Origin of the sequence: Streptomyces sp. NPDC001351, assembly GCF_042896045.1 — a bacterium.
GTDB lineage: Bacteria > Actinomycetota > Actinomycetes > Streptomycetales > Streptomycetaceae > Streptomyces.
Genome location: NZ_JBIAWS010000003.1, coordinates 752,096 through 766,957, shown reverse-complemented (window position 1 = coordinate 766,957; position 14,862 = coordinate 752,096). Strand labels below are relative to the sequence as shown.

The 14,862-nt window shown below is 71.4% G+C and carries 12 protein-coding genes; 4 read left to right on the top strand and 8 right to left on the bottom strand.

Features of this window, described 5'->3' with window-relative positions; genetic code table 11:
* Nucleotides 1-11 precede the first annotated feature (11 nt).
* Both ACFY1U_RS13735 and ACFY1U_RS13730 read left to right on the top strand, forming a co-directional pair.
* Nucleotides 12-2,069 carry a phosphocholine-specific phospholipase C gene (locus ACFY1U_RS13735; RefSeq protein ID WP_390694311.1) on the top strand — a complete coding sequence of 686 codons (2,058 nt, stop codon included), beginning with the start codon at nt 12-14 and terminating at the stop codon, nt 2,067-2,069.
* Between the two features lie 90 nt (nt 2,070-2,159).
* Nucleotides 2,160-2,990 (top strand): phospholipid scramblase-related protein, encoded by an 831-nt coding sequence (locus ACFY1U_RS13730; protein WP_390694310.1) that lies wholly within the window; start codon nt 2,160-2,162, stop codon nt 2,988-2,990.
* A 19-nt stretch (nt 2,991-3,009) separates the two neighbouring features.
* Here the strand turns inward: ACFY1U_RS13730 and ACFY1U_RS13725 are convergent, their stop codons facing one another.
* Nucleotides 3,010-3,957 carry a hypothetical protein gene (locus ACFY1U_RS13725; protein WP_390694309.1) on the bottom strand — a complete coding sequence of 316 codons (948 nt, stop codon included), beginning with the start codon at nt 3,955-3,957 and terminating at the stop codon, nt 3,010-3,012.
* Nucleotides 3,954-4,766, bottom strand: a complete 813-nt coding sequence (locus ACFY1U_RS13720) for a phosphatase PAP2 family protein (RefSeq protein ID WP_390694308.1) — start codon at nt 4,764-4,766, stop codon at nt 3,954-3,956. The genes ACFY1U_RS13725 and ACFY1U_RS13720 overlap by 4 nt, the downstream gene beginning before the upstream one ends.
* A gap of 229 nt (nt 4,767-4,995) precedes the next feature.
* Here ACFY1U_RS13720 and ACFY1U_RS13715 point away from each other — a divergent pair, with 229 nt between their 5' ends.
* Nucleotides 4,996-5,610, top strand: a complete 615-nt coding sequence (locus ACFY1U_RS13715) for a TetR/AcrR family transcriptional regulator C-terminal ligand-binding domain-containing protein (RefSeq protein WP_390694307.1) — start codon at nt 4,996-4,998, stop codon at nt 5,608-5,610.
* A gap of 145 nt (nt 5,611-5,755) precedes the next feature.
* Here ACFY1U_RS13715 and ACFY1U_RS13710 read toward each other — a convergent pair whose 3' ends face one another.
* A complete protein-coding gene (locus tag ACFY1U_RS13710) occupies nt 5,756-6,775 on the bottom strand; it encodes a DUF2510 domain-containing protein (protein WP_390694306.1) in 1,020 nt (339 codons plus the stop codon).
* 602 nt (nt 6,776-7,377) lie between these two features.
* On the opposite strand from ACFY1U_RS13710, the gene ACFY1U_RS13705 reads away from it, so the two are divergent.
* A complete protein-coding gene (locus tag ACFY1U_RS13705; protein ID WP_390694305.1) occupies nt 7,378-10,062 on the top strand; it encodes an ATP-binding protein in 2,685 nt (894 codons plus the stop codon).
* Between the two features lie 52 nt (nt 10,063-10,114).
* Here ACFY1U_RS13705 and ACFY1U_RS13700 read toward each other — a convergent pair whose 3' ends face one another.
* The 5 genes from ACFY1U_RS13700 to pcaH all read right to left on the bottom strand — a co-directional run bounded on the left by ACFY1U_RS13700 (nt 10,115) and on the right by pcaH (nt 14,828).
* A complete protein-coding gene (locus ACFY1U_RS13700; RefSeq protein ID WP_390694304.1) occupies nt 10,115-10,906 on the bottom strand; it encodes an SDR family NAD(P)-dependent oxidoreductase in 792 nt (263 codons plus the stop codon).
* Between the two features lie 87 nt (nt 10,907-10,993).
* Entirely contained in the window at nt 10,994-12,115 is a 1,122-nt protein-coding gene (pcaD, locus tag ACFY1U_RS13695; RefSeq protein WP_390694303.1) for a 3-oxoadipate enol-lactonase, read from the bottom strand.
* Entirely contained in the window at nt 12,112-13,446 is a 1,335-nt protein-coding gene (gene pcaB, locus ACFY1U_RS13690; RefSeq protein ID WP_390694302.1) for a 3-carboxy-cis,cis-muconate cycloisomerase, read from the bottom strand. The genes pcaD and pcaB overlap by 4 nt, the downstream gene beginning before the upstream one ends.
* The gene (pcaG, locus tag ACFY1U_RS13685; protein WP_390694301.1) at nt 13,443-14,048 is read right to left on the bottom strand and encodes a protocatechuate 3,4-dioxygenase subunit alpha; all 606 of its coding nucleotides are present in this window, start codon (nt 14,046-14,048) and stop codon (nt 13,443-13,445) included. The genes pcaB and pcaG overlap by 4 nt, the downstream gene beginning before the upstream one ends.
* 6 nt (nt 14,049-14,054) lie before the next feature.
* On the bottom strand, nt 14,055-14,828 hold the full coding sequence (pcaH, locus tag ACFY1U_RS13680; protein WP_390694300.1) for a protocatechuate 3,4-dioxygenase subunit beta: 774 nt from the start codon (nt 14,826-14,828) through the stop codon (nt 14,055-14,057).
* Nucleotides 14,829-14,862 lie beyond the last annotated feature (34 nt).

Sequence of the window (14,862 nt, the reverse complement as noted above, 5' to 3'; positions counted from 1 at the left end):
GGCCCTCACCCATGCCCGAAGTCAATCGGCGCCGATTCCTGCAACTCGCGGGCGCGACCACCGCCTTCACCGCCCTGTCGAACAGCATCCAGCGCGCCGCCGCGCTGCCGGCGAACCACCGCACGGGATCCATCGAGGACGTCGAGCACATCGTCGTCCTGATGCAGGAGAACCGTTCCTTCGACCACTACTTCGGCACGCTCAGAGGTGTGCGCGGCTACGGCGACCCGCGCCCGGTGGTCACCCGGCAGGACGGGAAGCCGGTCTGGTACCAGGCGGACGCGAGCGGCAAGGACATCCTGCCCTTCCACCCCGACGCCGACGACCTGGGCCTGGCCTTCATCCAGGACCTCCCACACGGCTGGAACGACGGACATGCCGCCTTCAACGGGGGCAAGTACGACAAGTGGGTCCCGTCGAAGGGCTCCACGACGATGGCGTACCTGACCCGCGACGACATCCCGTTCCACTACGCGCTCGCCGACTCCTTCACCATCTGCGACGCGTACCACTGCTCGTTCATCGGCTCGACCGACCCGAACCGCTACTACATGTGGACCGGTTACACGGGCAACGACGGCCAGGGCGGTGGCCCGGTCCTCGGCAATGACGAGGCCGGCTACAGCTGGACCACCTACCCCGAGCGCCTGGAGAAGGCAGGCGTCTCCTGGAAGATCTACCAGGACGTCGGCGACGGCCTCGACGCGAACGGCGGCTGGGGCTGGATCCAGGACGCCTACCGCGGCAACTACGGCGACAACTCGCTGCTCTACTTCAAGCAGTACCAGAACGCCCAGCCCGGCAGCCCCCTCTACGACAAGGCCCGCACCGGCACCGACGCCCGCAAGGGCGAGGGCTTCTTCGACCAGCTGAAGGCCGATGTGAAGGGCGGCAAGCTGCCGCAGATCTCCTGGATCGTCGCCCCCGAGGCCTTCACCGAGCACCCCAACTGGCCCGCCAACTACGGCGCCTGGTACGTCGCCCAGGTCCTCGACGCGCTCACCTCCGACCCGAAGGTGTGGGCGAAGACGGCCCTGTTCATCACGTACGACGAGAACGACGGCTTCTTCGACCACCTCGTCCCGCCGTTCGCCCCGGGCTCCGCGGCGCAGGGCAAGTCGACGGTCGACGTAGGCCCGGACCTGTTCAACGGCAGCAGCAGCCACCCCGCCGGCCCCTACGGGCTCGGCCAGCGGGTGCCGATGATCGTCGTCTCGCCCTGGAGCAAGGGCGGTTACGTCTGCTCCGAGACGATGGACCACACCTCGATCATCCGGTTCATGGAGCGTCGCTTCGGCGTGCACGAGCCGAACGTCTCGCCCTGGCGCCGGGCCATCTGCGGCGACCTGACCTCCGCGTTCGACTTCTCCCGCACCGACACCAAGCCGGTCGCCCTGCCGGGCACCGACGGCTACCAGCCGCCGGACCACAACCGCCACCCGGACTATGTGCCGACCCCGCCCGCCAACCCTGTCCTGCCCAAGCAGGAGCGCGGCCTGCGTCCGGCGCGTCCCCTCAAGTACGCCCCGTACGTGGACGGTTCGGCGGACACGGCCGCCGGGAAGTTCACGCTGACCTTCGCCTCCGGAGCGAAGGCGGGCGCCGCCTTCCTGGTGACCTCCGGCAACCGCACGGACGGGCCCTGGAGCTACACCACCGAGGCCGGCAAGACCGTCTCGGACGCCTGGAACTCGGCGTACTCGAACGGCTCGTACGACCTGGCCGTGCACGGCCCGAACGGCTTCCTGCGTGTCTTCAAGGGACCGAACAAGGTGGCAGGGCCCGAGGTAACCGCCCGCCACAGTGGCGACGACATCGAGCTGACCTTCACCAACAAGGGCTCCGGCACGGTCCGTCTGAAGCTGACGGGTGGATACGGCTGCAAGCCCCGCACCTTCACGGTGCGGCCCGGAGCCACGGTGAAGCACACCGTCGACCTCGCCGCGAGCCGGCGCTGGTACGACCTCACCGTCACGTCCGAGGCCGACGCGAAGTTCCTGCGGCAGTTCGCGGGACACGTGGAGAACGGGCGGCCGGGGGTGAGCGATCCGGCGATCATCACCGGGTGAACTCACCGGGTGAACTGTCGGACAAAGGCTGCTGAATTGCGGATCGCGGGGACTGGCCAGGAGCCGGTGGGCCCGGGATAGTGTGCCCCGGTGACCACGCATTCGAACACTCCTGCAGGCTGGTACCCGGATCCGCACGGAGCGCCCCAGACTCTCCGCTACTGGGACGGCGCCCAGTGGACCCAGCACACCAGCCCGGATCAGGGAGGCCAACAGAACCAGGCTGCCCAGCAGGTGCCGCGGCAGGCCGCCGGGCCGGACCCGCGTGTGCAGCGTCAGGTGCAGCAGCAGGCCGGGGTCGCCGCCGGCGGCCCCGGCGGCGGCAGCCTGTTCACCGAGCCGGTCCTGGTGGTCAACCAGAAGGCCAAGCTGATCGAGCTGACCAACGAGTACAAGGTCATGGATCAGAACGGCAACCAGATCGGCTCGGTGACGGAGGTCGGGCAGAGCACGCTGAAGAAGGTGGCGCGCTTCGTCTCCAGCCTCGACCAGTTCATGACCCACCGGCTGGAGATCCGGGACGCCCACGGCCGGCCGCAGCTGGTGCTGACGCGGCCCGCCAAGGTGTTCAAGTCCCGTGTGCTCGTGTCGCGTCCGGACGGTTCGCCCGTCGGTGAGATCGTTCAGCAGAACATGATCGGGAAGATCAATTTCGCGATGAACGCGAACGGTCAGCAGGTGGGGGCGATCAAGGCGGAGAACTGGCGGGCGTGGAACTTCGCGATCGTCGACCATGCGGACAACGAGGTTGCCCGGATCACCAAGACCTGGGAAGGCCTTGCCAAGACGATGTTCACGACTGCGGACAACTATGTGCTGCAGATTCACTACCAGCTGCCTGAGCCGTTGTTGAGTCTTGTGGTGGCGACGGCGTTGACGGTGGACACGGCGCTCAAGCAGGACTCTCGCGGGTTGGGGTAGCCCACGCGGGACGGGGCGCTCAGAGCGGGGTCAGGTGTCCTGGCTCCGCGGACTGCCGGGGCACCAACGCCGGTTCGGGCGTTGCGGTTTCCGGCTTCAGGGCCAGGACCGCGGCCACCGGATGGTCCTCGTCGACCGATGTGACCGGAGAAGGCGTCACCCGGGTCAGGAGTACGACGCCCCAGGACGCCAGGGCCGCGCCTGCGAGGGCCAGGAGGATGCCCTCCGGGCCGCCGCGGAGGCCCTGGCCGAGCAGGGTGAGGCCGATCAGCGAGGCTGCCACCGGGTTGGAGAGCGTCACCATGGCGAGGGGGGCGCCGAGTCCGCCCCGGTAGGCCGTCTGGGAGAGCAGCAGTCCGCCGACCGCGAAGGCGGCCACCAGTACCGCCACCAGGACGACCTGGAGGCTCGGTGCGGAGCCCGACCGGCCGGTCGCGGCGACCGTCACGGTCTGCGTGAGTGCCGACGCGACGCCCGAGGCGAATCCGGACGCCGTGGCGTGCCGCAGACCCGGCCGGGCTCCCGGCCTCGACAGCAGCCCGATCAGGGCGGCCGTGGCCCCCGCGACCGCCAGTGCCTCGGTCAGGCTCAGCACCTGCTCGGGCGCCGAACCGGACGCGGTGACCAGCAGTGCGGCCAGACCGGCCAGCGTCAGCGCGGTGCCCCGCCACTCGGTCGCGCTGACCCGCCGCCCGGCCGCGCGCGCCCCCATCGGCACCGCGGCGACCAGCGTGAGCGCGCCGAGCGGCTGGACGACGGTGAGCGGACCGTACTTGAGGGCCACGACGTGCAGTAGGGCCGCGCCGGCGTTGAGCCCGACCGACGCCCACCAGGCGCCCGTGCCCAGCAGCCGCAGCATGCCGGTGCCGGAGCTGCGGGAGGCGAGCCGCTCCTGGGCCACGGCGGCGGCCGCGTACGCGACGGCGGAGACCAGCGACAGGGCGACGGCGACGAGTGTGGCGGTCATCGGCCCGCTCCTACGAGGACGTGGTCGTCGGAGACAGGAGCGGCGAGCTTCGCGCTGCCGCGGCCGGCCGTGGTCACCGTGCGGTGCGGCCGGTGTGTCAGCGCCAGCGTGGCGCCGAGCATGGCGGTCGCGACGATCGCGTCGAGCCAGTAGTGGTTCGCCGTGCCCACGATGACCAGCAGCGTCACCAGCGGATGCAGCAGCCACAGCCAGCGATAGCGGGACCGGGTCGCCGCGATCAGGCCGACCGCGACCATCAGGGCCCAGCCGAAGTGCAGGGACGGCATCGCCGCGAACTGGTTCGAGAGGTGGTCCGAGGACGGCGGGCCGTAGACCGACGGCCCGTACACGCGCGCCGTGTCGACGAGCCCCGTGGCGGCCAGCATCCGCGGCGGCGCGAGCGGGAACACGAAGGGCAGCACCAGGGCCGCGGAGGTGAGGATGGCCAGGACCCGGCGGGCCCACACGTAGTGCGCCGGGCGCCGCAGGTAGAGCCAGATCAGGAAGGCCGCGGTGGCCGGGAAGTGGACGGTCGCGTAGTAGGTGTTCGCGAGGTGCACCAGGGTGTCGCTGTGCAGCAGTCCGGACTGCACCGAACCCTCGCCGGGCAGATGGAGCGTCCGTTCCAGGTCCCACACGCGGTGCGCGTTGCGCAGGGCTTCGCCGGTGTGGCCGGTCGCCAGCTGGCGGCCGAACTTGTAGACGAGGAAGAGCCCCGCGACGAGCAGGAACTCACGGACGACCGGAGGCCGCGCCATCGCGCCGGTCTCTTCGGTCTCTCCTTCTGCAGGCTCGGTGCGGGCATTCATCCCCCGGCCCCTTCGCTGACGGTGGTGCGTGTGCTGGTGCGTGGTGAGACCCGGGCCGGAGCCCGAACTCATCGGTACGCTCGCGTGCCGAAACGAAAGCGTTCCGATACGGCAGTGTACCGATACGCGAGCGTTCCGGTACACTGGCGTATCGATTGAGGTACGACACACTGGAAGCCGGGAATAAAGCACGCATAAAGCCGGCACTCGGAGTGAGGGAGACGAGCAGATGACGTCGCAGGCCGCGGACGGACCGCAGACGGTCGCCGCCTCGCGCCGCTCCAAGATCACGCGCGAGCGTGAGCAGGAGTTCTTCGACGCCGTCCTCGAGCAGATCCGCGAATGCGGATATGAAGCCGTCACCATGGAGGGGGTCGCCGCCAGCACACGTTGCAGCAAGTCCACGCTGTACCGGCAGTGGAAGACCAAGCCCCAGTTCGTGGTGGCCGCCCTGCGCTCCCGCCGCAAGGCCCGCTTCGAGGGCATCGACACCGGATCGCTCGCGGACGACCTGCGCGAGGCGGCGCGGGCCGTGGGCCGCTGGTCGCAGAACGACACCAAGCTGCTGCAGGCCCTCGGGCACGCCGTCACCCAGGACGCCGAGCTCGCCAAGGCGCTGCGTGAGGCGCTCGTGGAGCCGGAGATCGCGGCGCTGAAGGAGATGCTCCATCGCGGGGTCGAGCGTGGCGAGATCACCGCCGGCCATCCGGCGCTGGAGTACATCCCTGCGCAGATGTTCGGCGTCGTACGCGCCCGCCCCGTCGTGGACGGCGAGTACGCCGACCCCGACTACCTGGTCCGCTTCGTGGAGGCCGCGGTGCTGCCGGCACTGGGGCTGACCTGAGAATCAGGTCGCCGTCCGTGGGATGACTGGACGGCGACCTGCTCGCGCCGCACCGTGGGGACGGGGGCGGCGCGCACCCCCGGCCGGGTGGGGCTCCTCTTGAGCGGAGGGGTGCCCCACCCGGCCGATCGCTGTCCGGGGCGGTTCAGACCGTCTGGCCGTTGCCGCCGCCGGTCGAGACCTTGATGCCCTTGGTGATGTCGTCGATGACCGACTGCTTCTCGGCGACGTCCACGCCGAAGCGGACCACGACGATCTGCGACGGGTTCGCGGGGGAGGGGAAGGCCAGCGACTCGACGTAGCCGTCGGAGCCCTTGCTGGTGATGGCCTGCCAGCGGACCAGGTAGCCCTTCTGCCCGGCCACGGTGACCGCCCTGGAGTCGAGCACCTTGTGCGAGGTGATCGAGCCGTAGGTCCTGCCGCCGTAGGATTCCTCGGCGTTGGCCTTGATGTCGGCCTTCGCGACCTCCTCGGCCGTGCTGCCGGCGGTTTTGAGGACCGCGGCCGGCGCCGAGTAAGCGCCGCCCTTCGTGCAGGTCTGCGAGGTGTCGCCGGGGCACTTGTAGGAGTCGTTGGAGGTGACGGAGGCGCCCACCGCGATCTGCTGGCCGTACCAGTCGGCCGGGATGGGCAGGCTGATCCCGCTGATGGGATCGGACACCGAACCGCTCTTGATCTTCGGAGCCTCGGACTGGCCGGGTCCGGGCGACTGGTTCCCACCCGAACCGCCGTTCCCGCCGTTGCCGCCGCCCTGACCGCCGCCCGGGCCACCCTGGCCGCCCGGCCCCTGCTGCGAGTTGACGTCGCCGCCCGAACCGCCGTTGCCCGCCAGCGCGTACACACCCACACCGATGCAGGCGAGGACGACCACGGCCGCCCCGACGGCGATGCCCGTACGCAGACCGCGCCGCGGAGCGGCCGGCGGCTGGGCGGGGTAGGCCGGATACCCGGGGTATGCCGCATAAGCAGGGACCTCGGGAGGGACGGTGTTCGCCGGATCCGCCCCGGCCGTCGGCGACTGCGCCGGGGGACCCCATACGGCGGCCGACCCCGCGGGGCGGGTCCGGTCCGTCCATGCCTTGCCGTCCCACCAGCGCTCGGTGGCGGGAGCCTCACTTGTCTGCCCGGGGTCGGGATACCACCCGGGAGGAGTCACCTGCGTCATGCCCCCACCGTATGAGGCCTCGGTGAAAGCCGGATGAGAGGCATCCGGCATCGGGCCACCACCACCCGTTTCGGCGCCCGCGCGCGGTCAGGAACCCGAGCACGGCGAACGTGTACGCCTCCTTGGCGTCCGACGCCAGCCCCAGTTCGTCGGAGGCGCGCACAGCCCGAACAGGGCAGCCCCGACCGGCCGGAAGAAGCCGGAAGAAGAACGCCGGCGCGAACGACACATACGTCCTGGCCAGTCCCTCGACCTCGCTGCCGCCCTCCGGGGCGAAGAAACCGCGCCGCGATCACGGTCGCGAAGCAGCCGTAGACACCGGACTCGTACCACTCGACGAAGGTGCCCACCGAACCGGCCGCCAGGGCCCGTACCGCAGACGACTCCCGCATGTCCCGGCGTTGTCCGAAAACAGCGTCACTTCAGCGCCTTTTGACTGTCTGTTACCTTCAGACAGGCAGATGACAGGCTTCATGCGTCGCCTGCCCGCACCCGCTGTCACCCATCACGGCAACAGCTGCCCGGACCCCCCTCCACTTCTGCAATCCGACGGCTACGCTCGATGTCTGTACGTCGTTCGGGCGACTTGGGGAGGTAGCGGGATGACGGAGGTCCGGCCCATGGAGGCCGCCTCGGCCTCCCTGTGGGAGCGCGACGAGGAGATCACCGCCATAGCGCAGGCGATCGACACGCTGTGCGCCGACCGCTCGTCCTCGGGCAGCCTGCTGATGGTCCGGGGCGAGGCGGGCCTCGGCAAGACCGCCCTGCTGGCCGAGACCCGCCGCATCGCGGAACGGCAGGGCTGCACGGTGTGGTCGGCCCGCGGCGGCGAGACCCTCAGGTCCGTACCCTTCAATGTGGTACGTCAGTTGCTGCAGCCCGCGCTGGTGTCGCTGATGCCGGAAGAAGCCCGCGAATACCTCGGCGACTGGTACGACATCGCGGGCCCCGCCCTCGGCATCACGGAACCGGGCGAACGCCAGGCCGACCCGCAGGGCGTGTGCGACGGCCTGGTCGCCGGGGTGCGCCGGCTGGCCCGCCGCGACTGGCCGCTGGTCCTGCTGGTCGACGACGCGCACTGGGCCGACCAGGAGACACTGCGCTGGCTCGCCGCGTTCGCCGAACGCCTCGACGACCTGTCCGTCCTCGTCGTCGTGGCCCGCCGGCCGGGCGAGGTCAGCGGCGAGAGCGCCCGCCACCTCGAAGCGATCGCCGCCGCCTCGGGCCACCCCGACGCCGAACTGAACGCCCTCACCCCGGACGCCACGGCGGGCCTCACCCGCGCCACCCTCGGCGCACACGCCGACGCTCCGTTCTGCCGCGAGGTCTGGGCCGTCACCGGCGGCAATCCGTACGAGACCGTGGAACTCCTCGCCAAGGTCCAGGACAGCGAGCTGGAGCCGACCGAGAGCGCGGCCGCCGAGCTGCGCGCCCTCAACCGCTCGGCCCGCGGCGGCGGCCTCGTCGCCCGCCTCGAGGAACTCGGCATCGACGCCACCCGCTTCGCCTGGGCGGCCGCCATCCTCGGCACCGGCATCTCCGTCGGCCTGGTCGCCGAGCTCGCCACCATGGACCACGACGAGGCACTGCGCTGCGCCGAGCTGCTCCAGGACGCCCGCATCCTCACCGAACTCGACCCGGCCGGCGCCCAGGCCGACGACGGCGACCTCGAGTTCGTGCACCCGCTGATCGCCACCGCCGTCTACAACTCCATCCCGGACGCCCTGCGCACCGCCATGCACGGCATCGCCGCCCAGGTCGTCACCGAGTCCGGACGCGGCGCCGCCATGGCATCCCGGCACCTCCTCCAGGTGCACCCGGACGACGACGAGGAACTCGTCGAGCAGCTGCGCGAGGCGGCCCGCGAACACCTCGCCGTCGGCGCCCCCGACGCGGCCCGCCGCTGTCTGGAGCGCGCCCTGCTGGAACCGCCCCTTCCCGAGGTCCACGCGCGCGTGCTCTACGAACTCGGCTGCGCCACCCTCCTCACCGCCCCGGCCACCACCATCGACCACCTGCAGTCCGCGCTCGGCATGCCGGGCCTCGACGGCGACATGCGCGTCGACGCCGTCGTCCGCCTCTCCCAGGCCCTCCTCCACAACGACCAGCTGGAGGCGGCCGTCCGCACGGTCGAGGCGGAGGCCGCCCGGCACGAGGACGGGCCCGCCAAGATGCGGCTGCAGGCCGTGCAGTACATGTGGGAGGGCATCTACGCCGGCGAGTCGACGTCCCCGGGACGTTCCACGCGCCTCGCCGACCTCGTCCGCACCTGCATCGGCCGCAACAACTCCGAGCGCGCCCTGCTCATGCTGCGCGGCTTCGACGCCCTGCTCCAGGGCGAGAACGCCGAGGAGGTGGTCGAACTGTGCGACCGCGCCCTCATCAACGGCCGCCTCGCACCCGGACTCGGCTGGACCGACACCGAGTGGGGCATCGAACTCCCGCTGATGCTCGCCAACTCCTACGCCTACACCGACCGCCTCGACCGCGCCGAGAGCCTCTACAACGAGGCCCTCCGCACCTACGAGTCGGCCGGCTGGAGCGGCGGCCACCTCTCCCTCGCGCACGCCCACATCGGCCTCGCACACCGCAGGCGGGGACGGCTCAGGGAGGCGGAGGCGGCTCTGCGCGAGTCGCTGCGCATCGCCGAGCGCGTCGGCCGAGGCCTGCCCCTGTACTGGACCACAACCTGCAACCTCGTGGACGTCCTGCTCGCCCGCGGCCACGTCGACGAGGCCTGGGCGATCGCCGAGCAGAACGGTTTCGCGCCCGCCTATCCGTCCCCCATCGTGATGCCGGACCCGCGCTCGGTGCGCGGCCGGCTGCTGCTCGCCGTCGGCCGTACCAAGGAAGGCATCAACGAGCTGGAGGAGGCCGAGAAGGCGGCCGCGGCGCGCGACCACCACAATCCGGTGGTCGTGCCCTGGGCGCTGGACCTTGCGCGGGCCCTCGCGTCGGAGGATCCGGCTCGCGCTGGTCAACTCGCCGCCGATGCCCGGCGGCAGGCCGAGCGGTTCGGTACGGATACTGCCATCGGAGAGGCGTTGAGGTGTGCGGCGGCGTTGGAGACCGGGCAGCGGGCTGTCCGGTTGGCCGCGCAGGCTGTCACCTACCTGGAGGCGTCGCCGTGCCAGTACGAGCATGCGGCGGCGCGTGTCGAGTACGGGATCGCTGCGCGGTCCGTCGCCGAACTCAACAGGGGCCTGGCGCTTGCTCGTTCGTGCGGGGCGGATGGGTTGGTGGCGCAGGCTAGGAAGGTTCTGGAAACAGGGAGCGGACTGCGTTGAGCTGAGACCGTGGCCGTGGCCGTGGCCGTGGCCCTAACAGCCCTAACAGCCCTTACAGCGCCAGCAGTTGGTCCGTGACCGTCGACAGACGCTTCTGCACCTCGCGGTCGTACGTTGCCTCGTGTGCCCTTGCCCGGCTCGTGCCGTCGAAGTAGCCGCCCGTGCCCAGGTCCTGGGTCGCCAGGGCCAGTACGCCCGGGGCGCCGTCCGCGACCGTGTTCCAGGGGGTGACTCCGCCCTCGCGGACCATGGCTGTGTCCATGAAGGTGGCCGGGTGGAGGACGTTGACCGAGACGCCCGTGTCCGCCAACTCCTCGGCCAGGGTGAAGGTGTGCGCCGCGAGGGCGAACTTGGCGCGGCGGTAGGCGGCGAAGCCGTCGTACTGGCGCCTGAATTCGATGTCGTCGAAGTCGAGCGGCTCCTGGCCGACCGAGCCGACGTTGACGATCCGGGCGGGGGTGTTCGCGCGCAGTACCGGGAGCAGGGCACGGGTCAGTACGACCGGTGCCAAGTAGTTCACGGCGAGGCGCAGTTCGTGGCCGTCGGCGCTCAGTTCACGCCCCGCGTCGGGCGCGCCCGCTCCCACGCCCGCGTTGTTGATCAGGACGTCGAGGTCGGGGTGGGCGTCGGCGACGTGGGCGCCCAGCTCGCGCACCTGCGTCAGCGAGGCGAGGTCGGCGACGAAGCCTTCCGCGTCGCCCTCGGTGCGCAGCTCCTCGACCAGCCGCTCCGTGCGGCCCGGATCGCGGCCGTGCGCGAGGACGACGTGCCCGGAGCGGACCAGCTCGAAGGCGACGTAGCGGCCGAGGCCGGAGGTGGCGCCGGTGATCAGGATGGTGGACATGCCTCCACCGTAGGCGCACGGTGCAGGCATGTGCGAGGTGCTGCTGGAGGTACCACCAGCAGGGTCACCCTGAAAGACCGGCCTCTCTCAGCGGCCGTCCTCCTCCTCGAGCACCCGCTGGGCCGCCGCGAACGCCGAGTTCGCCGCCGGGACTCCGCAGTACACGGCCGTCTGCAGCAGTACGGCGCCGATCTCCTCGGGGGTGAGCCCGTTGCGCCGGGCCGCCCGCACATGCATGGCCAGCTCGTCGTAGTGCCCGTGTGCGACCAGCGCCGTCAGTGTGATCATGCTGCGTTCGCGGCGGCTGAGCGTCGGGTCGGTCCAGATCTCACCCCAGGCGTAGCGCGAGATGAAGTCCTGGAAGCGGGCGGTGAACGGCGTCTGCCGGGCCTGCGCCCGGTCCACGTGCGCATCACCGAGCACCTCCCGCCGTACCTCCATGCCCCGCCTGGCACCTGAGCCGAGGTGGGTCCGCAGGGCGGTCAGCACGGCTTCCGGGCACTGGGCGGGCGCCAGATGCGCGGCGTGCGGAAGCTCGACCAGCGTGGAGCCGGGCACGGCGTCCGCGATCTCCCGCAGATGCGGTGGCGGAGTCGCCCTGTCCTCGCGCCCGGCGATCAGCAGTGTGCGCACGGAGATCTCCGGGAGCCTCTCGCGCAGGTCGAAGGCGGCCAGCGCGTCACAGCAGGCCGCGTACGCCTCGGGGTCGGCCTCCGCCTGGTCCCGCACCAGCTCCGGCACGGTGAAGCCGGGCGTGAACCACCGCGCGTCCGCGCTCGCAACCAGCGAGCCCAGCCCCTCGCGCCGCACCAGCTCGGCCCGCTCCTGCCACGGCTTCGCGCCGTTGAAGTGGGCCGAGGAGCAGATCACGGCCAGGGAGGACACCCGCTCGGGGTGGTGCAGGCCGAGATGCAGTCCGACGGCACCGCCGAGCGACACCCCCGCATACGCGAACCGTTCGATGCCCAGCGAGTCGGCGAGCGCGAGCACCAGATCGGCGAGGTCACCGACGGTCGCGCCGGGACCGATCAGGCCGGGCACCGACCCGCCGTGCCCCGGCAGGTCCCAGCGGATCACGCGGTGGGTGATGGACAGCTCGGGTGCCACCTTGTCCCACAGGGCGTACGACGTCCCGAGCGAGGGCCCGAGCAGCAGCGGGGGAGCGGAAGTGGGCCCCTCGGCACGGTGGTTGAGGAGTTTCTCGGTCAACGTCGCTCCAGGGCACGGTCGGTGAGGGCTCCGGCGGAGCCCGTGTAGCGGGCTGGATCGGTGAGCTCGGCGAGGTCGATGTCCTTCAACTGCGGCTCTTCGGCGAGCAGTTCGGCCAACGGCCGCCCCTCGCTGTAGGTGCGCTTCGCCAGCTCCGTGAGCAGGGCCTTGGCGCGGGTGCGACCGAGGACGGGGGCCAGCTCCGCGGACAGCCGCTCCGAGACGATCAACCCGTGTGTCAGGTCCAGGTGTTCCCGCATGACGTCCGCGTGCACGCGCAGCCCCTCGGCCAGTTCTGCCGCGTCCCGGGCCGCACCGCCGACCAGCCGCAGCAGGTCCCGCAGCGGCTCCCACTCGGCGTGCCAGGCCCCGGCCGGACGCTCGTCCTCGGCGGCAAGTGATCCGTACAGGGTGGCCGCGAGCTGCGGAGCCCGCCTGGCCGCGGCCGCGACCAGCGTGGACCGCACGGGGTTCGCCTTGTGCGGCATGGCCGACGAGCCGCCGCCGCTGCCCTCGGCGACCTCGGCGACCTCGGTACGGCCGAGTGTCAGCACGTCCCCGGCGACCTTGCCCAGCGCCCCGGCCGCGAAGGCCAGGCAGCCGGCGAGGTCGGCGATCGGCGTGCGCAGGGTGTGCCAGGGCAGCAGCGGTTCGCGAAGCCCCAGTTCGTGGGCGTAGGCCGCCGTCAGGGCCCGCGTGTCCCGGGCGCCGTACACGGTGAAGGCGGCCAAGGTCCCTGCGGCGCCGCCCAGTTGGGCGGGCAGCGAGTCCCGTACGGCCTTGACGCGGTCGCGTGTGTCGAGGACGAGCGACCGCCAGCCGGCCGCCTTCAGCCCGAACGTCGTCGGTACGGCGTGCTGGGTGAGCGTCCGTCCCGGCATCGCGGTGTCGCGGTGGTCGGCGGCCAGCCGCGCCAGCGCCCGTTCGGTACGGCCGAGGTCGGAGAGGACCAGGTCCAGGGTGCGCGCGGCGACCAGCATCGTCGCCGTGTCCATGATGTCCTGGCTGGTCGCGCCGCGGTGGACGTAGGGCCCGTACTCCTCACCGACCGCCTTGGTCAGGTCGGCGACCAGGGGGATGACCGGGTTGCCGCCCGCGCGGGCGCGCTCGGCGAGGGAACGTACGTCGAAGCGGGCGGCGTCGGCCGCCTCGGTCACCGCGGCCGCCGCCTCGGAGGGCGTGAGGTCGAGGGCGGACTGGGCCCGGGTCAGGGCGGCCTCGGCGTCGAGCAGGGCCTGCAGAAAGGCCGTGTCCCCGGTCGCCGAGGCGGCGGGGGAGCCGGCCCACCCGGGGGCGAGCAGGCCGGTGTCGTCGAAGCCGGCAGAAGTCACTGGAACTCCAGGAAGACCGTCTCGCCTTCGCCCTGAAGGCGGATGTCGAAACGGTAGGTGCCCTTGCCGTCGTCCGTCGCGATCAGCGTGCCGCGTCGCGCCTCCGGTACCCGGGACAGCACCGGGTCCGCCGCGAGCGCCGCCTCGTCACCGGGCAGATAGATCCGGGTGAACAGGTGCACCAGCAGTCCGCGCGCGAACACGCACACGCTGAGGTACGGCGCACTCCGCCCGCGCGCGCCGGGCCGCAGCGTCCGCGCGTACCAGTGGCCGTTGGCGTCGGTCTGGATGCGTCCCCAGCCGGTGAACTCCACGCCGTTGCGGCCCAGATAGCCGCCGCTCGCCGGGTCGCGCCGGATCGAACCGTCGACCTGCGGGATGTTGCCGTCGGGGTCGGGGCCCCACAGCTCCACGAAGGCGTCCGGCAGCGGGTTGCCCTCTCCGTCGTAGACGTACCCCTGGACGGTGATCGTGTCCGGGTGGCCGACCGGGGCGATGTCGCCGCCGCCGGGGAAGGGCAGGGCGTGGCCGTAGAAGGGGCCGACCGTGTGCGACGGGGTCGGGAGCACCGTCTCCGGACGGCTTGTGTCGATCTTCGTCATGGCAGCTCAGCGCCCTTCTTCGATCCAGGTGGCGTGCGGCCCGTCCAGCACGATGTCCCAGTGGTAGCCCATCGAGAACTCCGGCACGGACAGGTTGTGGTCGTACGTGGCGACCAGTCGCTGCCGGGCCGCGTCGTCGGTCACCGACTGGATGATCGGGTCGTACGGGAACAGCGGGTCACTCGGGAAGTACATCTGCGTCACGAGCCGCTGCGTGAACGCCGTGCCGAAGAGCGAGAAGTGGATGTGCGCCGGCCGCCAGGCGTTGAGGTGCTGACGCCACGGGTAGGGGCCCGGCTGCACGGTGGTGAAGTGGTAGTGCCCGCCGTCGTCGGTCAGCGTGCGGCCGACGCCGGTGAAGTTCGGGTCCAGCGGGGCGTCGTGCTGTTCGCGCTGGTGGGCGTAGCGGCCGGCCGAGTTGGCCTGCCAGATCTCGATGAGCTGACCGCGGATCGGCCGCCCGTCGCGGTCGAGCAGCCGTCCGGAGACGGTGATGCGCTCACCGATGGGCTCGCCGGTGTGCTGCCGGGTGAGGTCGTTGTCGATCTCGGTGATGTCGCGCTCCCCGAAGGCGGGGGAGGAGAGCTCCACCAGCTCCGGGTCCTTCGTCACGTCGATGGTGATCGGCGGCTGCTTGGGGTGACGCAGGACGGACGAGCGGTACGGCGCGTAGTCGCGTCGCGGCTGGTGCTCCACGGGCGCCCCGTCGGCGATCCGCTTCTCGTACGCGGCGTGCTCGGCCGCGATCTCCTGGTCGATGTCCTGCTGGGTGAGAGTCATGGGGGTCCCCTGGGGCTTCCTGGGTGTTCTTGAC

Excerpts from the sequence above, each read along its gene's own strand:
- ACFY1U_RS13735 (WP_390694311.1), top strand. The coding sequence starts at position 12 with ATGCCCGAAGTCAATCGGCGCCGATTCCTGCAACTCGCGGGCGCGACC.
- ACFY1U_RS13725 (WP_390694309.1), bottom strand. The coding sequence starts at position 3,957 with ATGACCGCCACACTCGTCGCCGTCGCCCTGTCGCTGGTCTCCGCCGTC.
- ACFY1U_RS13720 (WP_390694308.1), bottom strand. The coding sequence starts at position 4,766 with ATGAATGCCCGCACCGAGCCTGCAGAAGGAGAGACCGAAGAGACCGGC.
- ACFY1U_RS13715 (WP_390694307.1), top strand. The coding sequence starts at position 4,996 with ATGACGTCGCAGGCCGCGGACGGACCGCAGACGGTCGCCGCCTCGCGC.
- ACFY1U_RS13710 (WP_390694306.1), bottom strand. The coding sequence starts at position 6,775 with ATGACGCAGGTGACTCCTCCCGGGTGGTATCCCGACCCCGGGCAGACA.
- ACFY1U_RS13705 (WP_390694305.1), top strand. The coding sequence starts at position 7,378 with ATGACGGAGGTCCGGCCCATGGAGGCCGCCTCGGCCTCCCTGTGGGAG.
- ACFY1U_RS13700 (WP_390694304.1), bottom strand. The coding sequence starts at position 10,906 with ATGTCCACCATCCTGATCACCGGCGCCACCTCCGGCCTCGGCCGCTAC.
- pcaG (WP_390694301.1), bottom strand. The coding sequence starts at position 14,048 with ATGACGAAGATCGACACAAGCCGTCCGGAGACGGTGCTCCCGACCCCG.
- pcaH (WP_390694300.1), bottom strand. The coding sequence starts at position 14,828 with ATGACTCTCACCCAGCAGGACATCGACCAGGAGATCGCGGCCGAGCAC.